This is a genomic window from Paenibacillus thermotolerans, from assembly GCF_028745515.1.
GTDB classification, from domain to species: Bacteria; Bacillota; Bacilli; order Paenibacillales; family YIM-B00363; genus Paenibacillus_AE; species Paenibacillus_AE thermotolerans.
This window is the reverse complement of the sequence record NZ_JAQZSG010000054.1, coordinates 1-19,564: the sequence shown is the minus strand read 5'-3', so window position 1 is coordinate 19,564 and position 19,564 is coordinate 1. Positions and strand designations below refer to the sequence as shown.

Below are 19,564 nucleotides of genomic sequence, written 5' to 3'. Positions count from 1 at the left end.
GGAGTGTCCAAATGGATTAGGGGGCTATATAGTTTCGTTCCGTTAATTTCGGCGGCGCAAACCGGATAACGGGGACGCCCCGTGGGCAGCCGGCTCAGCCGGAGTTAGCACCAATACTTTTAAGGAAGTGGTTCTTATTACGCCGAAAACGTATCCGTGCCTAACCCACCCTTAACCACATTTTCGTATAAATGTGTTACTAACCCTGCCGCTCCACCGCCGCACGACCGACTTAGCACCAAAATGTGTTACTACCGCCAGCCCACTTACTCCCCAAGCTCCTTCACCCGCTCGTAGCAGCTCTGCATCGCGGCCATCACCGTGCCGCGAAACCCTTCCTGCTCGAGCGTGGCGACGGCCGCAATCGTTGCCCCGCCGGGCGTGCAGACGCCGTCCTTCAACTCCCCGGGGTGCTTCCCGGTTTCCAGCACCATTCTGGCCGCGCCAAGCACCGCTTGGGCCGCCAGCCGGTATGCCTGAGCTCTCGGCAGCCCCAGCCTGACGCCGCCGTCCGCCATCGCCTCGATCAGCATATACACGTAAGCCGGCGACGAGGCGGCAATCGGCGGAATCGCGTCCATCTGCTCCTCCCGGATCAGCTCCACCTCGCCGATGCTCCGCAGCAAACCGGCCACCCGCTCGCTTTCCTCCGGCGTAACGCTTTCGTTCGCGCAGACGGCCGTCACTCCGCTTCCGATCAACGACGGCGTATTCGGCATGCCTCTGACGATTTTTACCGGCTTGCCGAACGCCTTCTCCACTCTTGCAATCGTTATGCCCGCGGCGATCGAAACGACAACAGTCTCGGCGCGCACACTCTCCGCGATTTCCGCGATGACGCCGTCGTACAGATTGGGAGCGACGGCCAGAAACAGCACGTCCGCTTGACCCGCCACCGCTCGGTTGTCCCTCACAGCCGCAATTCCGAACGCATCCTTCACTCGCTGCAGCGTTTGTTCCGTTCTGGCGCTGACGATCAGCTGCTCCCGCGCTATACTGCCGTCGCGAAGCATGCCGGCGATCATGGCCTGAGCCATCTTCCCGCTGCCGATAAAGCCGATCGTCGGCCTCATGCTCATGCGCCGCATCCCCCTTCCTAAGCTCCATTGTTAGTCGATATGCTATAGTTTAAACTTTTTTACCAGCTTCTCAAGTCCGTCCGCCATTTGCGTCAAGGCCGCCGACGAAGCCGCGATCTCCTCCATGCTCGCCAGCTGCTGCTGCGACGCCGCCGATATGCTTTGCGCATCCGCCGCGGAAGCTTTCGCGATTTCCGATACTTGATCAATCGCAGCGACAACCTGTCTCGCTCCTTCGGATATGAGACGGGAAGATGCCGAAACATCCTTCGTTTCCTGCGCAACATGGCCGATCGATTCCTGAATGCGGCTGAATTGCTCGCCGGCGTTGCGGATCGCCGCAAGCCCGTCGTTCACTTCTTGAGTCGTCGAATCTACGGCCTGGACAACCTTCTCGGTCCTCCCGCGAATCGCTGCAATTAGCCCCGCGATTTGCTGAGCGGAGCCGGCCGACTGCTCGGCCAGCTTGCGGACCTCCGCGGCGACTACCGCAAAGCCTCGGCCCTGCTCGCCTGCTCTGGACGCTTCTATAGCCGCGTTTAAGGACAATAGATTCGTTTGCTGCGCAATATCCGTAATGACTTGAACAATATTCCCGATTTCCTGCGATCGTTCGTTCAGCTCCTTAACCTCGGCCGCAAGACTGCCCACCGTACCGCTGATCGAATTGATTTGCCGCACGGCTGTCTGAATCGCGCGCCCGCCTTCGCCGGACTGCTCGGAGGCTTGATCAGCCGAGCCCGACACCGTCTGCGCGCTGGCAGCAATTTGCCCGATGCCCGATGAAATGTCCGCTACAACGTCCGAGCTTTCGCCAACCTTCAACACCTGCTGCTCGGCGCCGGCGGCCATCTCTTGGATCGACGTCGCAATATGCTCGGTCGCGCTCGACGTCTGCTCCGAGCTCGCCATCAGCTGCTCCGAAGACGCAGCAAGCTGCGCCGACGTCTCCCCGACCTCCGTAAGCACCTCGCGCAAAGAATCGGCCATCTGGTTAAAGCTTTCCGACAGCCGCCCGACCTCGTCGTGCCGCTTGACGGGAATTCGCTGCGTTAGATCCCCTTGACTGATATTTTCCGCGGCGGCGATCACTTGCTTAAGCGGACCGACGGTGGAACGAACGATCAAATATACAAGCGCTGAGCCGACCAACAGCGAAACCAGCAGTACGATCAGCATCATATTCAAGATAGGAGCGCTGTTTCTCTGAATTTCATCCGTATCGAAGGTTCCTCCGATCTTCCAGCCGGTGAGCGAATTTGAAACATACACCATATGTCTGCTTTTACCATCGAACGTATACCCGAAGCTTCCGCTTTCCCCGGTCATTTGCTTCGCCCAGTCCGTCTCCTTCACGTCTTCTCCGGCGGCGAGCGTCGGATGCACCACGATGACAGAGCTGCGATCCATCATGAACGAGTAGCCCTCCGTGCCGATCCGCGCCTTCGCCGTTATTTCCGCCAATGTCGCGAGGCTTAAGTTTCCGCCGGCAACGCCCTTCCCGTCGGGAAGCACCTTCGCGATCGTTACGACAACGTTCCCCGTCGTCGCCGATACATACGGATCGGATACGACCACTTCCCCGGGCTTAGCCTTCGTCGCTTTATACCACCCGCGCTCGCGCGGGTCATAATCCTGCGGGCCGGGATCGGGCGATTTCATCCATGCTCCTGTTTCCGTTCCCAATGTTACAAGCTCTAATTCGGGATGGTGCGACGTGAACAAATCGATCGTCTCCCGAACGCCCGCATCATGGAGATCAACCTTGTCGGATGAGAGCTGCTTGGACAAGTGGTCGATATTGCGCATTTCCATCGTGATGTACTGATCGATCGCTTCGTTCAGCATCTGCACATTATCTTCGGCGGAGCGGACAAATTGGTCGTCCACCTTCCCTTGGCCGTATCATAAGACATGAAACCGATTACAAAAGAAGGGACGATAAGAATGGCCAAAAATGCCGCATACAACCGGTTACGCACGCCGTTTTTCCCGTTCCGATAGCTTGTCCGATTCATAACCTTGTGTTTTCTTAGTTCCATAAATAATCCATTTCGCCCTCTCCGCCATTATTTTTTTCTTCCTGTTACACCGTTTCAACAAAAAGTGACATTTTCCTTTAAAATCCGACAGACCCTTTACTTAATATTGAATTGCGCAAATTTTTATGGCGGCAGCTAAAAAGACCCCAAGAAGATGAATCGCATCTCCCCGAGGTCTTTGCAAACGTGAATTATTTACATAAACGTGCTCCAGATTGCCTTAAAAAACACGCCCAAGCCGGCTAAAAAGGAGGGAATAGGAATGAAGGACATTAAATGGGGTATGCCTGCTTCGTCTATGAGACTATAGTCCTTTCCGCAGCTTTCTTTTGCAAGCATGATTTAAGCGCGTGAATGTTGTCCCTGCAGCTTCGCGGAGGCAGATTTGGCAGTATTTGAATAGGCGGCCATCAGCGCAATGATGATGACGAACGATAACGTAACAAGGACAAAAGGAATGCGCGGATCCGCCCGATACGCCAGCCCCCCTATAATGCCCGACGGAGCGGTAAAGACCAGAATAAGCACCGACAGCATGGAAAACATGTTCGCTCGATGCTCATCGTCGATCGCATTGGCGACAACCGCCTCCAAGTAAGGCGACGTCAAAATAACGCCCGCGGCGCCGAGCACCGTGCTGATCGTAAGCACTGCGATGCTCCCCGCCTGCGGAATGAGCAGCAGCACATTGGAGGCGATCGATATGGCGAAGCCCCACACCATCGTGCGATGCACAAGCCGCTCTTTAATTTTCGGCTGAACGAACCACATAATGAGCAGCATGACGACGGAGGATGCCGCCGGAAATACGGAGATGATCCAATCTTCGAACGACAGGTGATCGACCAAATAAATGGATAAATAAGTCCCCTTCATCGTCATCTGGAAGTTGAACAAAATATATACTCCGAAAATGAGCAGCAACGGCTTGCTCGAAACAAGGCTTCGAATTACGCCGAAGTACTCTCTCAAGCCTTCCGCCGCCGAGCGCCCCCGCGTTTCCCGCATTTTGCGAAGGCCGATGTCCGTCTCTCTCGTAGAGAAGTGTCTGCCGATAAATTGTGTCGTCATTCCCGCGAAAGCGATAATATACATAATTCTTACGCCGTCAATCAACGAATAATGGCTGACTAGCAGCCCGCCCAGCGGAGCGAACAGCCCGCCGACCACGCTTGCAAACTGAAGCACCGAAAAGACGGCCGTCCGATGCTTCGGCGGCGTGTCTTCAACTAAGAGACAATACAACGCCGTATGCGGAATGCGTTGAAACCCGTTCACAACCGCAGCCGCGACGAAAAACCAAATGTTTTGGGAGAACGCCCACAGCAGCGTAGCCACGGACCAGCTCAAGAGGTCGAACGTAAGCAGCGCCCACTTGCGTCCCATCCGGTCCGTCAGGTAGCCGCTAATGAGAGAAGATATGATCTGAACCGCCAAGCAGAGCGTAGTGATCCAGCCGATCGCCGTCTCGCCGACTCCCAATTGGTACATATAGATGGTTGCGTACGTAGTAAACATGCTGTACGGAATCAGAAACAGCGGCTCGTAGATCAAACAGCCTCTGGAGTTGCCTTTGATTTGTGATACAATCGGTTCGCTCATAAGCTTCCTCCTTTATCCGGCGCCGGAATTCCGCTGCCCGCATCTCCCACCAACGATCGCCGTTCCCAAGCTCTGCTTCTCCAGCGGAGAAACATGAGAATGCCCCGGATCCATTCGTCCGCCGCAATCGCAAGCCATATTCCCGCTAAGCCCATATTCAAGCGGAACGATAAAAAGTAGCCGAGCGGCAAGCTGATCCCAATCATCGAAATAAAGCCCATATACACCGGAAACTTGGCGTCGCCCGCCGCCCGTAAAGAACTGATCAATATCATATTCAATGTTCTGCCGCTTTCCAGAAAAATGCTCAGCACGATAATCTGGGACGTCAACCGGATTATGCCTTGGTCCGAGGTAAATACCCCGATGATCGGATCCCGGAAGGCAATGACGGTAATATCGACCGCCAACGTAACGACAAAGCCCCATCCCAAGCTGACCCATACTCTGCGGTAAGCTTCTTCCGTCCGTTTCGCTCCGACCAAGCGTCCCGTTATGATCGCCGTGCCGATTCCGACCGCCGCGTTGAACAAGTAGATCAGGTTTGAAATATTCATGGCATATTGCCGCGAAGCCAGCGCCTCCGCACCCAAGAAGGTGACGAAATACAAGAACACCGATTGGCACGTATGGTACGTCACGGATTCGAATGCGGAGGGGACGCCGATTTTCAAAATTTTACGCACGTATTCCTTCGTCAAATTGAAATAGTCCGCAAGCCGAGGCTTGATCTCCATCAACCGGTAAAACAGCCAGAAAAACACCAGCACGCCTGCCGCCCTGCTGACGACGGACGAGACGGCGGCCCCCGCGACGCCCATTTCCGGAAAGCCGAAGCGGCCGAAGATGAGCACATAATTCAAAAGTACATGAAATACGTTCATGCCTAGCGACACCAGCATGGTCTCTCTAGTAAACCCATACGTTCGGATCAAGCTCGACAATACATTGATGAACGCTTGAAGGAACAAACAGCCGCCCACAATCGCCAAATACGTTTGCGCGTGAACCAGAATATCGCCTTGGAGATTGACGGCTGACAGCAGACGGCTGCCGAACAGCAGAAAGCCCGCGCTGATGGCCGCGCCAGCCATAAGATTCAAGGTGACGGCGACGGCGGAAATTCTGGACGCCCCCAGCCATTGTTTCGCGCCGAGGTATTGAGAGACGACGATCGACGCCCCGTGGCCGATCACCTCAAGAATCAAGATCGCGATAAAAATGTACTGATTCGCCGCCCCCACCCCGGAGACGGCGTTATCCGAAACTGCGCTCAGCATAAGCGTATCCGCAATGCCCATCAGCATAAATAAAAACAGCTCAAGGAATACGGGCCATGTGATCGATACAAGCTTCAATTCTTGCAGGTCGGCGGACTTCTCCGATTGCGGGGGTTTCTCCTCTTCTGCCTTGTTCATGCTGTTCGTTGTCTCCTATCCTATCCGTCCGAATCTAAGTCTATTTTTAGCATCAAGCGTATAGTACCATAGTTTTCTTTAAGATTCGTCAGGCAAAATGAGTCAACGGAAGACGGCAATGGCGGCATAAAGCATGAACGGGATAATAAGCCGCAGGCGCTTAAGCGTCTGCGGCTTATCGTTATTTCGGCTTTTTTTTGCGTGCAGCGGACAATCCGACTATCAGCACGAAGCAGGCTGCGGCCAAGTTCCCGAACCAATCGCCGTAGCGGGTGTAAACGCTCTGCTCCTGTACGGTGAACGTTTCGCCGGAAATCCATTCTCGCGTATTAATGCCGCTGGCCGCCGTCACTTCGCCGAACGGAGTAATGACCTGCGACATTCCCGCGGTCGAACCGGTCACAATGGCTGCGCGGTTCTCGACGGCGCGGAATACGGTGTCGGAGGCGGCATAGTGCGGAAACAGCGGGTTTGCGTTAAAGTCGTCGTCCACCGGCATCAGCACTAATCTGGCTCCGTTCCGGCTGAGCGCCCGGACGATTCCGGTCGTGTGCCGGTCCCAGCATACGCCTAAGCCGACCATCCCATACGCCGTATCGAACACGCTGCCCCATGCTTGACCGGGCACGAAGCCGTATTCCTCTTCCCCGCCCGTAATGTTGATCTTAGCCGTCTTTCCGATTTCGGCGCCGTCCGGCCCGATCAGCAGCGCAGTGTCGTGCATGCCGGCGTCGGAGTTCCATACCACATCGGCTACGATATGAGTATGCGCTGTCGCCGCAAGCTCCTTCAGCTTCCCGATCATGGCTTCATTGCCGTAGCTCGTAAACTCGTTCTCGCCCCATACGACGAACGCCGGCTTCGCTTCCTTCGCCGCATCCAGCGTCAACGCTTCGTTCACATCGAATATAGCCTGCGACATCGCTTCCGTATCGGCCAAATATCCGTCCCCCGCCGTCGTGCCGCCGCCCAGCTTCACGATTTCCGGGTCCTGGTTGGCAAGATCGGCATGCGCCGCAACGGTGAACGTGTCGGATGTGTAGCTTGTATCGACGGTGAGCTTCCCCCACGAAAGCACCGCGACCGGTATCAGCAGCAGCGCCAGTGCCGTGCGGTCCGGCCTGCGTTCCTTCCAAAGCTTGATGAGGATGGCCGCAATCGCCGTATTGGTTAGTACGATTAAGAAGCTCAGCCCGGGGAAGCCGGTAACCGATAAAATTTGCAAATTTTCCGGAACGGTCCACTGCGTCTTCGCGAGCACCTCGATCCACCAATCCCTTGTCACGGGCAGGACGAAACGGAGCCACTCCAGCGCCGTCCAAACGACCGGAACGATCAAGATGCTCAGCTTATAATGCTTGAACCGTTGCTGAAGGTCGCACCCGAGTTGCAGAAAGAAGCCGTACAGCAAGCCGCTTGCGACCATGAGGAACATGCCCAAGCCTTTCCCCAATACATCCGGAAACCAAGCGTGGCAGCCGATCGACCAGATCAAGCCTGTAATATTGAACAGTATGTATCTTTGCAGCCCCTGATGGCGCCGGACGGCGAGCAGGAGCGGAACGAGGGCGATCCAAGCCAAATACCAAAGATCGTATCCGGGCATGCTGAACAGCAGCATGCCGCCGGAAGCCGCCGCCAGCGCGAGGGATAAGAGGAAAGAAGGGGATTTCGCCGATAATGTCATGAACGGATAACTCCTTTTGCCGGACTAGTTCTCTTCTTCCTATCATACGAGGTTCTGTGTCGTTTGCTAAGTGAGAAAAGTAAGTTTTTCGGCATGAATCTATTCCATCAAGCTGTCGAAGATGTCCGCCATACGAAGCGCCCATTCCACTCCTTCTTCAACATCCGCATTGTCCTCTATGCACCACCATGCGCTAAGCACCGAATGGCAGAACGCCCACGCTGCAATCCGTTCTTGACGTAAGCCGAGCTCTTCGGCGAAAATCTCAATCCGCCGCTTCGTCAAGGCAGCCTGGCCGCTTTCCGGGAGATGATTCATCAGAAACTGGATAACGCCGTACTCCGCTTCTCCGATCAGTCCCTTCGGATCGATGGCCAGCCACGGCTCCCTCTCCGCCGACAAAATGTTTTCATGATGCAAATCCCCATGCAGAAGCACGGGGTGCGCAATCGTTGCGATCAGCTTCGGGTAAAGCTCCTCCGCTTTCCGCGCCGTCCGCTCCGGAATCGGACCCGTCCCGCCGCCGAAACGCTCCCGCAGCCTGGTCAGCCCCTTCGCCCACTGCGCAACCGAAGGGAACCTTTCCACGTGGGCAGCCGGTACGGGAATGTTGAGCTTCTTCATGATGTTCGCAGCGATGATGACAGCCTCGTCGTCGCTTTCGACCGATTTTAGCGTAAGGCCCGGACACAGACGTTCAAGCAGCAAGGCGCCCCGTTCCTCATCGGCGTCCAACAGCCTCGCCATACCGTTGCCGTTGTACAGTCGAATCGCTTCCAGCTCCGTATAAAATTCTTTACCGGCGGGGACGCAAAGCTTGATTACGGCTTGCTTGCCGTCGTTTAAGGCAGCCGGCTCCGCAAAATTGTACGAAAGCGGAAACGGGGCGAGCACTTGAACGGACCACTTCTCCTCACACCAAGCGATTAAGTCGTCGATACCGTCCAACCACCGCCGCCCGGCTTCCTTATGTACCCCGATGATCCTTTGGATAAAATCTTCCTCTAATTTCATCATTCGCCTCCTCCCGCAAAAAAAGAGAGGCACGCCGAAATTCGGGCGCCTCTCTGCTGCTAATCGTCGCTGTTTTCAACGTAATGTCTCAGCGCGTTCATTTTGTTCTCCCAATACCGTTCATAATACGACAACCACCGCTTCAGCTCAAGCAGCGGCTCCGGCTCCAGCCGATACCGTGTCTCTCTGCCGATTTTTTTCTCCTTGACGAGTCCCGCGTCGGCCAATATGCGCAGATGCTTCGAGACGGCCGTCCGGCTCATCGGAAAATGCCCGCTGATCGCCGTCACCGGCATTTCCTGCTCGCCGAGCAGCTTCAGCAGCTTGCGGCGCGTCGGGTCCGCTATCGCCTGAAAGACATCGTGCTTCGGTTGCGGGTCCGCCATATTAACCCTCAATGATCGCGGCAAGCTTCTTGGAGATGCCGGCCCAGCCTCCCGCCATGCGCTCGCGCACCACGTCATGCGGCTCTCCGAATTCCGTAACCTGATTCGGATCCCAGCCGGCATGCGTCAGCGTGAACTGCGTTTTGCCGTTGAGATCGGCTAAATCGAACGATAACGTCCAGTCTTTCCCCCACTTGAAGGAGAGGCGGTTCGGAGGGTCCAGCTCGGTAACCTTGCACGGGGACATGCCGAACGGACCGGCGTTGATCTCAAATTCATATCCGATTTCCGGCTTGAAATTGTTCGGCATAAACCAAGCGGAGATGCCCTCCGCGGTAGATACGGCTTCCCACACCTTCTGAATCGGCGCGTTGAGTACGGTTGTCTGTACGATCGGCGGGAGCTCGTTTATGTTGCTATTTGTCATTTGTTATTCCTCCTGTTGTTGTTTGTTATATCGGTTATGCTTTTGACGGCTTGACCTTATCTTTGTGCCGAAACCGCAGCGCCGACCACTTCTCGTCGACCGCCACGTTGCTGACGGGCCTGTACTCCGACATTCCCTCCACTAGTTTCCATAACGAATCCCGGTTAATATCGGTTTTCGCCTTGGAGCTTTGCTTCGGGTACGTGATCCAGAACAGCGCATCTCCCTTAAGCAGGGGAATCGCCTTCGGTACCCATTCCTTCACCTCTTCGGCATTGTTAACGAACAGCTGGACGAATTCGCAGCCGCCTTCCGGCACGCTGGCCTCCGGCTGCTCGATTCCCAGCGTATAGCCTTCGGGAGCGTTCAATACGACAGCTTGTCCCGATTTGTAGCGCAGCTTTTTCAACAGTTCCTCGGACAATGGAGATCCATTCCTTTCTGAATCCTTTTCTATAAAAATGAAACCTTTTGGTTTCATGTCTGATTATACGAAACCATTTGGTTTCATGTCAAGGCCGCTCTTCTGCGAGACTGCTATTATCGTGCCCTTTCCTTTGTAAAATAACTACGTCCCAATCCGCCATCCCCCGTATCCGGCCGAACATTTCGGGCATGTAAGCACATCGCAATCCGTTACATTCACTCACTCACTTCGATCCGCCCCCGACAACCGCCAACACAGCACTCTCTCCTATCAACTCTTTCACAATTGAAGTAGATAAACACCGTTTCTCGTACGCCGCGGCTCACATATGGTATTCAAGGACCTGCACAAGGAGGAGTGAGGCGAATGAATGCGGAGCTGCTGGGCGAAGCGAAACGGATTCGCGTTAGAAAGCCGGAGACGATTATAGAGATCGATAATCCGTACGGCTTCAGGCTGATCGGCAAAGGAAAGCAAGGCGCCGTCTTCCGGATCGACGACAAGCGATGCGTCAAGCTCTATTACCGAAGCGAAAGTCTTGTACGCGAACTGCATGCTTTGCGGTTGGGGGGACAAGCGGGGATATGTCCGGAAGTTTGCTTCTGGGGCGCCGACTATATTGTAATGGAATATATAACCGCTCCCAGCTTGTTTGATGAGTTGCAGGAGCACGGCATGAGCAAGAGGCTGGCGGAGAAAATCGTATGGCTGCTGGATACGTTCGAGCGCATCGGCTACAACCGGTTCGACCATTCCGCAAGACATATTTTTATGATGCCGGACGATCGCATGAAAATCATCGACGTCGTTCACGTCATTAAGCCGAAACCGGTTTATTTCGCAAAGAAGCTCATTTCGGACATGGGTGCGCACGCGCCGGAATTTATCGAGCATGTCGCCGCAATCAGCCCGAAATGGCACAGCCTGTGGACACGGCACGAAAGCTTCGCAGAGACGATGAGAGACGCAACGAAATAAAGCCGGCCAAAAAAGCAGGCTCCGCGACTATGCAGAGCCTGTTTCTGCTTCTTCTATAAACTGTTCCAGAACGGCGGGGAGCCGGTCTTGCGCTTCGACCAAATAGGCAAGCAGCGCCTCTCTCTCCCGCTTCGTCACTTCCCAATCGCGCGGGATCGAGGAAACGATATCCCGCATGCGCTTTTCCGGCAAAGACCGGATGCATGCCATCGCGGCGTCAAGCTCCTCCCTGTCTCTCAGCTGAGCAAGGCACCAGCGATGAACCTTCAAATACAAAACCGGCTTCGCCTGACTCAGCGAATCGACGGTCCAATCGTGGCTCGCAAAGCAGCGGCCATGGTCGATCATGAAGAGCCGACAGCCCCGTTGCCCTCCGCATCCTAGCGCCTGGCCGGACACATTCGAATCCCCCGCCTGAGCCAGCAGCACGTTGTTCTCTTTCCGGTCCGTGTTGCTCAGCCATAAATCGAACAGAACGACTCCCGCAAGCTCGCCGCGGTTGACAATCCGAAGCCCGCCCGGACAAGCATAGGCGTCCCTCAGATTCGCCGCGCCTTCAATGAAAAGACTCGCGAATTGCATTCCCGGAGCAAACCTAAAAGCCGCCAGCTCCGGGTTTTGCTCAATAAAATCGTTCGAAATCGGCACGATCCGGAATGGAGGCACGGGCAAAGCAAGCAACCGCGCCAGCTTCCCGGCCACGTATTCGTTAACGAGCACTCTCGTGCCGGTCGGGTTGTTTTTAAACTTCACAACGTAAGTCAGCCCGTCGCTCAGCCGAATGAGCTGCGGCTTCGAGTATCCTTTCTCGGCCGCGCCTGCATATTGGACAGGAACAAGGGCAGATCTCATAGTGTATCCGCCCCCAGCCAAAATGCACCCTCCGCAGCGGTAAAGGTTAGCGCCAGGCACAGTCCGTGCCCGAATACGGGAGTCCGCGGAAGCCGCCATTTGACGTTCGCGGTCTCCGGCTCGACCCACGCCAGCAAGCTACCGTTGCGAACCCCCTGCCTCCCGCCCTTCCGAACGGAGGCAAGCTGCGAGCGCCCGTCCCGAAGCAGCCGAAGATAGTCGGGAGACAGCCCGATATCGACCGACAGAGGCAAAGCCGCCGCAGGCACCTGCTCATAACGGACATGAAGCCGGCTTTCGTCTTGATTCAAGCGAAGCCTCTTTTTCATTCCGTACGCCTTGCTCCCCGTCTCCCGGTTCGCAAGCACGAGCTCAAGCGAGCCGTCGCCGGCGGCGAAAGCCGACTCGACCTCGTATGCGTCATGCTCCAGCCCGTAATCCGCCAGCGCCCCGGGATGGTTCATCGGGACATCCATGAAGGAATTCAACTGCTCCAACAAATTCCAATCATCGGAAGGGTTTCCTATAAACATGGAGCCGTCCTTCGTTCCCAGCGCAAAGGCGTACAAAATCCGTCCTCCGAACGCCGGCGAGATTACAACGGCCAGGGCACGATTGCGCAGCACAATTTCCTCAAGCCCGTCGCCGTCGAGATCCGCCTTCTCGATCTCCAGCGGCTCCGAACGTTCAGCCTCCCGCCGCCACTGAACCGCCTCCAGCAATACGTGCGCTGCCCGGGAGTGGCTGGCCAGCGCCCGAGCCCAAGGAGCCGGCCGGGCATCCTCCCATGACGAGCCCGGATCGTGCCAAGCCGTTTCATAAGACGAAGCCAGCAGGTGCTTCCGCGCCAGCTCCAGCAAAGCGGACGGCTCTTCAAAGCCTTCGGACATCTTCTCCGCCTTGTCCCATGCGCGGTCGAGCTGCTGTTGGTACGGGAGCCACGCGGGCGACCCGGCCCAGCCCGCATAATCTTCTCCTGCGCCGAACAGCCCGGCAAGCTCCATGTAGGCGCCCGGACCGACGGCACGTTCGGGCGGTTCGCCGCCGCAACCCTCGGAAAGCCAATGCCCGAGCAGCACGGGCTCGGCGTCCTCTCTTCCCTTCAGCCACTGTAAGAAACGCTCGTAATGCTCGGCCGAATCCCGGTTCCACATCGGCGGTATGCCGGCTGCCTTCTCCATATCGTCGCCGTATACGGCGATTACCGTACGGCCGCTTTCCGCCTCTTTCAGCAAGCTCTTCAAGAGCCGCCCGAGCGCTTCCTCGTTCTCTTCTCTCCCGAACGGAATATTAAGCCTCATCTCGGCGGAGATCGGCACGGCCGTCAAATACGCCGCGCCCTGCACCCGATAAGGCGTATACAGCTCCGGGAGAAACGGGCGGGCTTCGTCGTAGCGAGCGCGCTCGGCTCCTTGCAGCAGCTGGCGATCGTCCGTCAGTATATACCGGTAGCCGCCGTTAGTCAGCGTTGCATCCGCAACGGACTCCGCCAGCTTCTCCGTCGACCATACGCGCTCCGGGACCCAGAAGCCTTTAACCGCCGAAACATCGGCGCATAGCCATGCCGAATACAGGCGCAGCTCCTCCTTCAGCTGCTCGCGGTTAAAGCCGCGGCCGAACAGCGTCATAATGTTCTGCGAATACGTCGAGCCGATAAGCTCGATTAAGCCGCTCCGGCATAAATCCGCGACCTCCTCGAGAAACAGCGGATCATGCCATGCGCACGCTTCAATGAGCGTCCCGCTGATATGCAGGTGGAACGGGATATCGTACCGGCTGTGAAGCTCGAGCACCGCCCGCAAGCCGGAGGACGCATCGGCGGGTCCGATCGTCGCGCTGATCCCGGGGCGGTGCGCATACCCGTCGGTAATAAGATATTGGTTGGCGTGATGAACGATAGCGACAGGCACGCGCTTTAACATCCTATCAGCCCCTTCCCTTGGCCCTGCAGCGACAGCCCGCATTCCTCAAGGAACGAATCGACGATATGGAAGGCGCCGGTTTTGCATACGCACAGCTCGTAATGAAGGCTTTCCAGCAGCGACCTGGAACGGTAGCAGGATAGACGCGTAAGGAACGTGCCGCGCTGCGATTCGGGCACGGCAGCGAGGTAGGTATCGAGGAAATTTCTCACGGCCGGCCGAAACCGGTGAAAGTCGCCCTGCTTAAAGAATGCGCTCAATTGGATTTGACAGGCATGGTAGGCGACGTCCCAAGCGGCATCCCCGACAAAATGATGGTCGAAATCGATCGCCGTCGCCCTTGTGCCGTCCCAGAATATGTTCTTGACATGGAAATCGCCGTGTAGCATGACGGACGCGGTTGCGCCGGCATGAGGCCGCCCCTCCTGCCGATGCAGCCGCTCCCCGAAAGAACGGAGCTCCGCCGCCTTATCCGGCACGGCATCGCACAGCTCCGAAATGATCCGGACCGTATCCGCTTCGGCTCTCGTCCTTCCGTGGCGGCCGCCGTCCAGCACCGGAACGCGATGGAGCCGTATCAGCCACTCCGCCGCATGGGAAGCCGCCTCCTCTCCTTTGGAGCCTTCATGCAGCCAATCCTTCACCTCCGTCCCCGGCGCTTTCGACATAAGCATCACATTGTAAGCTTCGATATATGCGATCGGGCGAACGATGGTATAACGAGGATCCAGGTTCATTCCGTTCTCCCATAAATATTTCATGATACGGTAGCTTGCCTGTCCCTTCTCATGGTCCGAAAACACTTTGCCGATGACATTCTCCTCCAGCCGCTCGCCGTGCTCATTGACGCTCGTCACCGCGTATTCAATAATCCATTTTTTCATCTTCGGCATGCAAGAAGTCATCACGAATGACAGCACATGGCGGCCTTCGCCGGGAAAGCCGGCCTCGTAAGCGGCAATCAACTCTCTAAGAGGCCAATATCCCGCTTGTTGTCCGCCGTTCATAACGAACTCCCCTTTCCTGAAAAACTTAATTTCTCGTACAGCTCACGGGTTTGAGCGGCCGCCGCCCCCCATGTGAATTGTTCCGCCTCTTTCGCGGCATCCAGAGCGAGCGATTTCCGCAGTTCGGCGTCCCCAAGCAGCTTAAGGATCGCATCGGCCAGCTGCTCCGGATTTCTCGGCTCCACCCGAAGAACGCGGCGAACAATTTCGCCCGCTCCCGTAGTCGAAGAAATAATTGCCGGAACGCCCGCCGCCATCGCTTCCAGCACCGTAATCCCGAAAGGCTCGGAAACCGCGGGCAATACAAAGATTTGAGCGTTCTTGTAGCAAGCCAGAAGCTGTTCTCCCTTGACCGTCCCCATAAACTTAACATGCTTGCCGATATTCCACCTTCGTGCCCGCCTGCGCAAGAGAGCGAGCATTTCTCCGTCTCCCGCAATCATAAAGCGAGCCTCCTTCTTGGCAAGCACCAGCTTCGCGGCCTGCAGAAAGTCGTCCGGCCCTTTCTGCCTGGTGACTCTCCCCAGAAACAGCACATACCCGTCCGAACTTTCGTAATCCCTTCCTTCCGCCAAGCTTTGAAAGGAAGCCGCCCGAATCCCGTTATAGATGACCGCTACGCGCGCCGGATCGGCATCATAATCGGTAACGAGTCTTTCCTTCGTCCGAGCCGATACTGCAATCGTCAAGGAAGCCGCGTGAACGCCCTCCCGCTCTATCGCCAGAATGCCCGGATGCGGCGTCGTATCCGCGGCCCGGTCAAATTCGGTGGAATGAACCGTCCAAATGAGCGGAATCCCGTATCGCTCGCTAATCCCTTGAGCCGCAACCATTCCCATCCAATCGTGCGCGTGGATCACTTCGATCCCGCCGGGCTCAAACGTCCGATCCAGCTCGGCCTGAAACTGTTTGACGGAGTCCCAGATAACGTTGTCGCCCTCCACATAAGCCTGAAGCGGACGGTCGATTTCAACCCGCTTAAGCCCCATTCCCAGCGGAACCTGGAATCGGATATGTTTCCCGGCAGGCAAATAAAAATCGACCTCCACATCCCGCCGCACCAGCTCTTCCACCAAATTCAGGCAATGAATGCCCAACCCTCCGGTAAACTGCGGCGGGTACTCCCACGATATCATCGCGATCTTCATCGGAATACTCTCCATGTCACTTCTTTCCCGACATATTTGGAGGCTTCGGGATGGCGAACCCATTGCTCGTATAATGCGGGCTCCAGCTCTCTTACATGCCGAAGGAAATCGCGGACGCGGTTACCAAGCCCTTTGAGCAGCGATTTCGGAGGAAAGTCCGGCGGCGTATACTTATTGCTTACATTCACGGCCATCAAAGAGCCGTTCGGCAACATAATAATATCTTTAGGCGCATGGCCTCCCGTAAATCCCGCTTCTTTAGATCTCCGGTGGAGCTCCAGTATCTTGGCTGCAAGCTCTCTAGTAAATTCATTCTCTTCCAAATAGCCTTCCAAACGAAATACAGGCACTAAATCCATGACAACGTAATAATCGCCGTAAGCGTACGCATTGGGAGTAATCCCGTATTTTGCCCCTTGCCCCAAAAGGAAATATTGAGCTTCCGCTTTGCCGGCCTTGGTGTATACAGCGACGCTGTGCGATTCATCCAGTTGGAATAGGGCGTACTTTTTGCCTTTGGACAAGAGCCGAAGCCCGGTGGGATTTTCTACTACGACCTCATCGGGAGGGTCGACTCTGACCGCTTTCGTTCTCTCTATTTGCTTAACCAGCTCCGGCTCTTTGAGTTTGCGCATCATATTGAATATTGAAAGCATATTCGTCACCTCTCCAACTTTTAGATTAGTACAAGATATGATAGATTCGGCGATAATTAACGGCGCTCTCCTACCGACCTAAAAATATACGAAAACTTAATTTGACAAACAGACGCCCGTCTAATATGTTCCAAACAAAAAAAGCCGCCCTCTAAGGACAGCTTTCGAATCCGTTTCGTTATAGTTTAAATCTGCCGATCAGCGCCTTTAATTCCTCCGCCATATCGGAAAGAGAATTAGCGGACGAGGCGATTTCCTCCGTTGCGGCCGTCTGTTCCTGAGCGGCTGCGGACACTTCCTGCGTGCTGGACGCCGCGGCCTCGGATACCTCCATAATGAAGCGCATGGCATCGACCATCTGCTCGGCTCCCGCGGCCATTTCCTGGACGGCGGCGGAAACCTCCTGAATCTGCGTGGTTACTTCTCTTACAGAGCCTTGAATTTGCAGGAAGGACTCACCCGCCGAATTCACCGCGCCGATTCCTTCACTGACTTCTTTGACCGCTTCTTCCATCGATTCGACCGCTCGGGTCGTTTCTTCTTGAATGGCCGCGATCAGCTCCGCAATTTGCTCAGCCGATTCCGCCGATTGCTCGGCCAGCTTTCGAACCTCGCCCGCGACTACGGCGAATCCGCGGCCGTCTTCGCCGGCTCTGGCCGCTTCGATCGCCGCGTTCAAGGCGAGCAAATTCGTCTGCGTCGCAATGCCGGTAATGACCTCAATGATTTGGCCGATTTCCTGCGACCGCTCGCCTAAGCCTCTTACTACTTTGCCTAAGCCGCTGACCGTTCGGTTAATCGAGTTCATCTGCCCCTCCGCCGTACGGATCGCAAGCACGCCTTCCTCCGCCTTCTGGGCGGTGTCGGCTGCCGTGGAAGAAACGGTATGCGCATTGCTTGCAACATGCTGGGTGCCGGCCGACATCTCTTTCACGGTTTCAGCTGTCTCCTCCAAACTCCTTACTTGCTTCTCCACATCGGACGCAAGCCGCTGCATCGTATGCGAAATTTGCTCCGACACGCTGCTCGTCTGTTCCGCGCTCGCCGTCAGCTGCTCGGAGGAAGCCGCAACCTGCTGCGCGCTGTAGTTGACCTGCCCGATAAGCTCCTGCAATTGGTTCGCCATCATATGCAGCGTTTCCGCCAAATCGCCGACCTCGTCCTTGCTTTTCACCTTCACGGCTTCGACCGTCAAATCTCCTGCGGCTATTTGCTTGGCGTAGCCGATTAGGCGGCTGATCGGCTTCGTCTTTCTTCGTATAAGCCAGATCGTGATTAAGCAGGCAAGTGCCATAGGAAGGAGCCCGAGCAAGAAGCCGTCTTTTACCGAGTCCAACGTCCTGTCGTCAACGATCTTGGCATTGAAATCGATCGCGTTGATCGCAATAATTGATTTATTCGGATCGTGATCCTCGAAGATCGGCGCGTAGCCCGTAATGCGCTTCATTCCGCCGTAATCGTAAATCGCCGAATATTGCGGGTGCTTCGTTTCTTGAATTTCCTTGATCGCCGCTTCGTCAATATAGAACTTGTCGTTCGCTTTAAAGCCCTGCTTCTGCAGATTGGAATCGGCGGCAACGATCGTTCCGTCAAGCAGCATGATATACTGTGCTTCAAATATCCGCTTATGGCCGGTAGTCCAGTCGAGCTGCCCCTCCAGCGCCGCCCGCTTCTCTTCGTTCCCGTTTATTATTTCTTTCAGATCGGCGGGTTGTATTAGACCCGTAGTAATGTTTGCGCAGCCGACGGCCTCGATCCCCGCCGCTTCATATGTATTCCGATAGCTTACATAGTAGTTGGAAACCGACGTAATGATCAACGATGCGAAAATGACGCCTACAATGATAATGCCGAGTTGCGCGGTAATGCTCTTCTTCATCTGTGCAGCCCCCGATTAGGTCTTTGTGTCTAGTACGAATCACGCTGTTCAATTATACCAGACGGCGCAGCTTCTGGACATCATAAAAAAGAGCCGCGCCGCGGAGCGGCGTCCGCGGCACAGCCCTTGCACGGCAAGGACAAAGCCTTATTTCTTGAAGCCCGTATAAATGTGAATCGCGTCTCTTAAAAATTCCGCCGCGCCCGGCTGCTGCGCATCATAGTACGCCTTAAACCGCTCGTCGTCGACGTACATTTGAGCGACGCCTGCATGAGCCTCTTTGCTGTACTCGCTCCAATAGAACGTTAACCATTGCCGGTGCAAATCGGCCGCTCTTTGCGCCGCTTCGCCGGCCGGATCGCCGGTTTTGAACGCTTCCATCAAAGCGGCCATTACCTCCTCGGTAAGCCGCGTTATCCGCTCATGCTCTTCGGGCGTCATATTTTTGAGCTTTTCGTTCGACCGGTTGACGGCGTCTTCCCCGTACTTCTCCCGGATTTCTTTCCCATACTTGCGTTCATTGTCCTCAATCAGCTTCTGTTTGAATCCTTCGAATTTTTCTTGGTCGGTCATCGTTATTCTCCCTTCGTATAAAGCGATTGTTTTTTCCACGTTGGCTATTAACAGCTCCAACTGCTTTCTTTTGTCCAGGAGTTGCTCGCGGTGTTCTTTCAGCGCCTTGGCCCCGTTGAAGGAAGGGTCGGTCACGATTTCTTTGATTTGCTCCAGACTGACTCCAAGCTCCCTATAAAACAAAATCTGCTGCAGCCTGTCGACCTCCGCCTGACCATAGATCCGGTAACCCGACGAGCTCATTCTTGCCGGCTTAAGAATGCCGATCTCATCGTAATACCGAAGCGTTCTGGTGCTGATTCCCGCCAAGCGGCCAAGCTTTTGTACCGTATATTCCATGCGATCTCCTCCCGACGATTTCACTCTACACCTTTACGTAACGTGAACGTCAACACTTTTGACTCATCTTGCTGCAATTCACGAAAAAAAAACTACAACTGACCAATTAACGTACAAAACTTAGTTTC

Annotated in this window: 17 protein-coding genes; 1 reads left to right on the top strand and 16 read right to left on the bottom strand. The window is 55.5% G+C overall.

The window, feature by feature from the left end; translation table 11 throughout:
• Positions 1-266 precede the first annotated feature (266 nt).
• The 9 genes from proC to PT964_RS24770 form a co-directional block, all read right to left on the bottom strand.
• On the bottom strand, positions 267-1,079 hold the full coding sequence (gene proC / locus PT964_RS24810; protein ID WP_337995057.1) for a pyrroline-5-carboxylate reductase: 813 nt from the start codon (positions 1,077-1,079) through the stop codon (positions 267-269).
• Positions 1,080-1,121: 42 nt separating this feature from the next.
• Complete coding sequence (locus PT964_RS24805) at positions 1,122-2,969, bottom strand: methyl-accepting chemotaxis protein (protein WP_274366057.1); 1,848 nt, start codon at positions 2,967-2,969, stop codon at positions 1,122-1,124.
• Between the two features lie 494 nt (positions 2,970-3,463).
• Complete coding sequence (locus PT964_RS24800; RefSeq protein WP_274366056.1) at positions 3,464-4,723, bottom strand: MFS transporter; 1,260 nt, start codon at positions 4,721-4,723, stop codon at positions 3,464-3,466.
• Positions 4,720-6,141 carry an MATE family efflux transporter gene (locus tag PT964_RS24795; protein WP_274366055.1) on the bottom strand — a complete coding sequence of 474 codons (1,422 nt, stop codon included), beginning with the start codon at positions 6,139-6,141 and terminating at the stop codon, positions 4,720-4,722. Before PT964_RS24795 ends, PT964_RS24800 begins: the two co-directional genes overlap by 4 nt.
• A 181-nt stretch (positions 6,142-6,322) precedes the next feature.
• On the bottom strand, positions 6,323-7,828 hold the full coding sequence (locus tag PT964_RS24790) for a nitrilase-related carbon-nitrogen hydrolase (RefSeq protein ID WP_274366054.1): 1,506 nt from the start codon (positions 7,826-7,828) through the stop codon (positions 6,323-6,325).
• Between the two features lie 99 nt (positions 7,829-7,927).
• Entirely contained in the window at positions 7,928-8,845 is a 918-nt protein-coding gene (locus PT964_RS24785; RefSeq protein ID WP_274366053.1) for an aminoglycoside phosphotransferase family protein, read from the bottom strand.
• A gap of 56 nt (positions 8,846-8,901) precedes the next feature.
• Positions 8,902-9,228 carry an ArsR/SmtB family transcription factor gene (locus PT964_RS24780; RefSeq protein WP_274366052.1) on the bottom strand — a complete coding sequence of 109 codons (327 nt, stop codon included), beginning with the start codon at positions 9,226-9,228 and terminating at the stop codon, positions 8,902-8,904.
• A 1-nt stretch (position 9,229) separates the two neighbouring features.
• Positions 9,230-9,655, bottom strand: a complete 426-nt coding sequence (locus tag PT964_RS24775; protein ID WP_274366051.1) for an SRPBCC family protein — start codon at positions 9,653-9,655, stop codon at positions 9,230-9,232.
• 34 nt (positions 9,656-9,689) lie between these two features.
• Positions 9,690-10,079: a hypothetical protein gene (locus PT964_RS24770; RefSeq protein ID WP_274366050.1), complete on the bottom strand. Its 390-nt coding sequence runs from the start codon at positions 10,077-10,079 to the stop codon at positions 9,690-9,692.
• A 369-nt stretch (positions 10,080-10,448) separates the two neighbouring features.
• Here PT964_RS24770 and PT964_RS24765 point away from each other — a divergent pair, with 369 nt between their 5' ends.
• Positions 10,449-11,060, top strand: coding sequence for a hypothetical protein (locus PT964_RS24765; protein WP_274366049.1), 612 nt, complete (start codon positions 10,449-10,451; stop codon positions 11,058-11,060).
• A 27-nt stretch (positions 11,061-11,087) separates the two neighbouring features.
• Here the strand turns inward: PT964_RS24765 and PT964_RS24760 are convergent, their stop codons facing one another.
• From PT964_RS24760 to PT964_RS24730, 7 genes are all read right to left on the bottom strand, one after another.
• Positions 11,088-11,912, bottom strand: coding sequence for a HipA family kinase (locus tag PT964_RS24760; protein WP_274366048.1), 825 nt, complete (start codon positions 11,910-11,912; stop codon positions 11,088-11,090).
• Positions 11,909-13,834, bottom strand: coding sequence for a polysaccharide deacetylase family protein (locus PT964_RS24755; protein WP_274366047.1), 1,926 nt, complete (start codon positions 13,832-13,834; stop codon positions 11,909-11,911). The genes PT964_RS24760 and PT964_RS24755 overlap by 4 nt, the downstream gene beginning before the upstream one ends.
• Positions 13,828-14,841, bottom strand: coding sequence for a phosphotransferase family protein (locus PT964_RS24750; RefSeq protein WP_274366046.1), 1,014 nt, complete (start codon positions 14,839-14,841; stop codon positions 13,828-13,830). The genes PT964_RS24755 and PT964_RS24750 overlap by 7 nt, the downstream gene beginning before the upstream one ends.
• Positions 14,838-15,989 carry a glycosyltransferase family 4 protein gene (locus PT964_RS24745; RefSeq protein ID WP_274366045.1) on the bottom strand — a complete coding sequence of 384 codons (1,152 nt, stop codon included), beginning with the start codon at positions 15,987-15,989 and terminating at the stop codon, positions 14,838-14,840. The genes PT964_RS24750 and PT964_RS24745 overlap by 4 nt, the downstream gene beginning before the upstream one ends.
• Positions 15,986-16,645: a hypothetical protein gene (locus PT964_RS24740; protein ID WP_274366044.1), complete on the bottom strand. Its 660-nt coding sequence runs from the start codon at positions 16,643-16,645 to the stop codon at positions 15,986-15,988. The genes PT964_RS24745 and PT964_RS24740 overlap by 4 nt, the downstream gene beginning before the upstream one ends.
• Before the next feature lie 178 nt (positions 16,646-16,823).
• Positions 16,824-18,524 carry a methyl-accepting chemotaxis protein gene (locus PT964_RS24735; protein ID WP_274366043.1) on the bottom strand — a complete coding sequence of 567 codons (1,701 nt, stop codon included), beginning with the start codon at positions 18,522-18,524 and terminating at the stop codon, positions 16,824-16,826.
• 147 nt (positions 18,525-18,671) lie between these two features.
• Complete coding sequence (locus tag PT964_RS24730; protein ID WP_274366042.1) at positions 18,672-19,436, bottom strand: MerR family transcriptional regulator; 765 nt, start codon at positions 19,434-19,436, stop codon at positions 18,672-18,674.
• Positions 19,437-19,564 lie beyond the last annotated feature (128 nt).

Bases quoted from the DNA above. Each gene is read 5' to 3' on its own strand.
- proC (WP_337995057.1), bottom strand. From the start codon at position 1,079: ATGAGCATGAGGCCGACGATCGGCTTTATCGGCAGCGGGAAGATGGCT.
- PT964_RS24800 (WP_274366056.1), bottom strand. From the start codon at position 4,723: ATGAGCGAACCGATTGTATCACAAATCAAAGGCAACTCCAGAGGCTGT.
- PT964_RS24795 (WP_274366055.1), bottom strand. From the start codon at position 6,141: ATGAACAAGGCAGAAGAGGAGAAACCCCCGCAATCGGAGAAGTCCGCC.
- PT964_RS24790 (WP_274366054.1), bottom strand. From the start codon at position 7,828: ATGACATTATCGGCGAAATCCCCTTCTTTCCTCTTATCCCTCGCGCTG.
- PT964_RS24785 (WP_274366053.1), bottom strand. From the start codon at position 8,845: ATGATGAAATTAGAGGAAGATTTTATCCAAAGGATCATCGGGGTACAT.
- PT964_RS24780 (WP_274366052.1), bottom strand. From the start codon at position 9,228: ATGGCGGACCCGCAACCGAAGCACGATGTCTTTCAGGCGATAGCGGAC.
- PT964_RS24775 (WP_274366051.1), bottom strand. From the start codon at position 9,655: ATGACAAATAGCAACATAAACGAGCTCCCGCCGATCGTACAGACAACC.
- PT964_RS24765 (WP_274366049.1), top strand. From the start codon at position 10,449: ATGAATGCGGAGCTGCTGGGCGAAGCGAAACGGATTCGCGTTAGAAAG.
- PT964_RS24760 (WP_274366048.1), bottom strand. From the start codon at position 11,912: ATGAGATCTGCCCTTGTTCCTGTCCAATATGCAGGCGCGGCCGAGAAA.
- PT964_RS24755 (WP_274366047.1), bottom strand. From the start codon at position 13,834: ATGTTAAAGCGCGTGCCTGTCGCTATCGTTCATCACGCCAACCAATAT.
- PT964_RS24750 (WP_274366046.1), bottom strand. From the start codon at position 14,841: ATGAACGGCGGACAACAAGCGGGATATTGGCCTCTTAGAGAGTTGATT.
- PT964_RS24745 (WP_274366045.1), bottom strand. From the start codon at position 15,989: ATGAAGATCGCGATGATATCGTGGGAGTACCCGCCGCAGTTTACCGGA.
- PT964_RS24740 (WP_274366044.1), bottom strand. From the start codon at position 16,645: ATGCTTTCAATATTCAATATGATGCGCAAACTCAAAGAGCCGGAGCTG.
- PT964_RS24735 (WP_274366043.1), bottom strand. From the start codon at position 18,524: ATGAAGAAGAGCATTACCGCGCAACTCGGCATTATCATTGTAGGCGTC.
- PT964_RS24730 (WP_274366042.1), bottom strand. From the start codon at position 19,436: ATGGAATATACGGTACAAAAGCTTGGCCGCTTGGCGGGAATCAGCACC.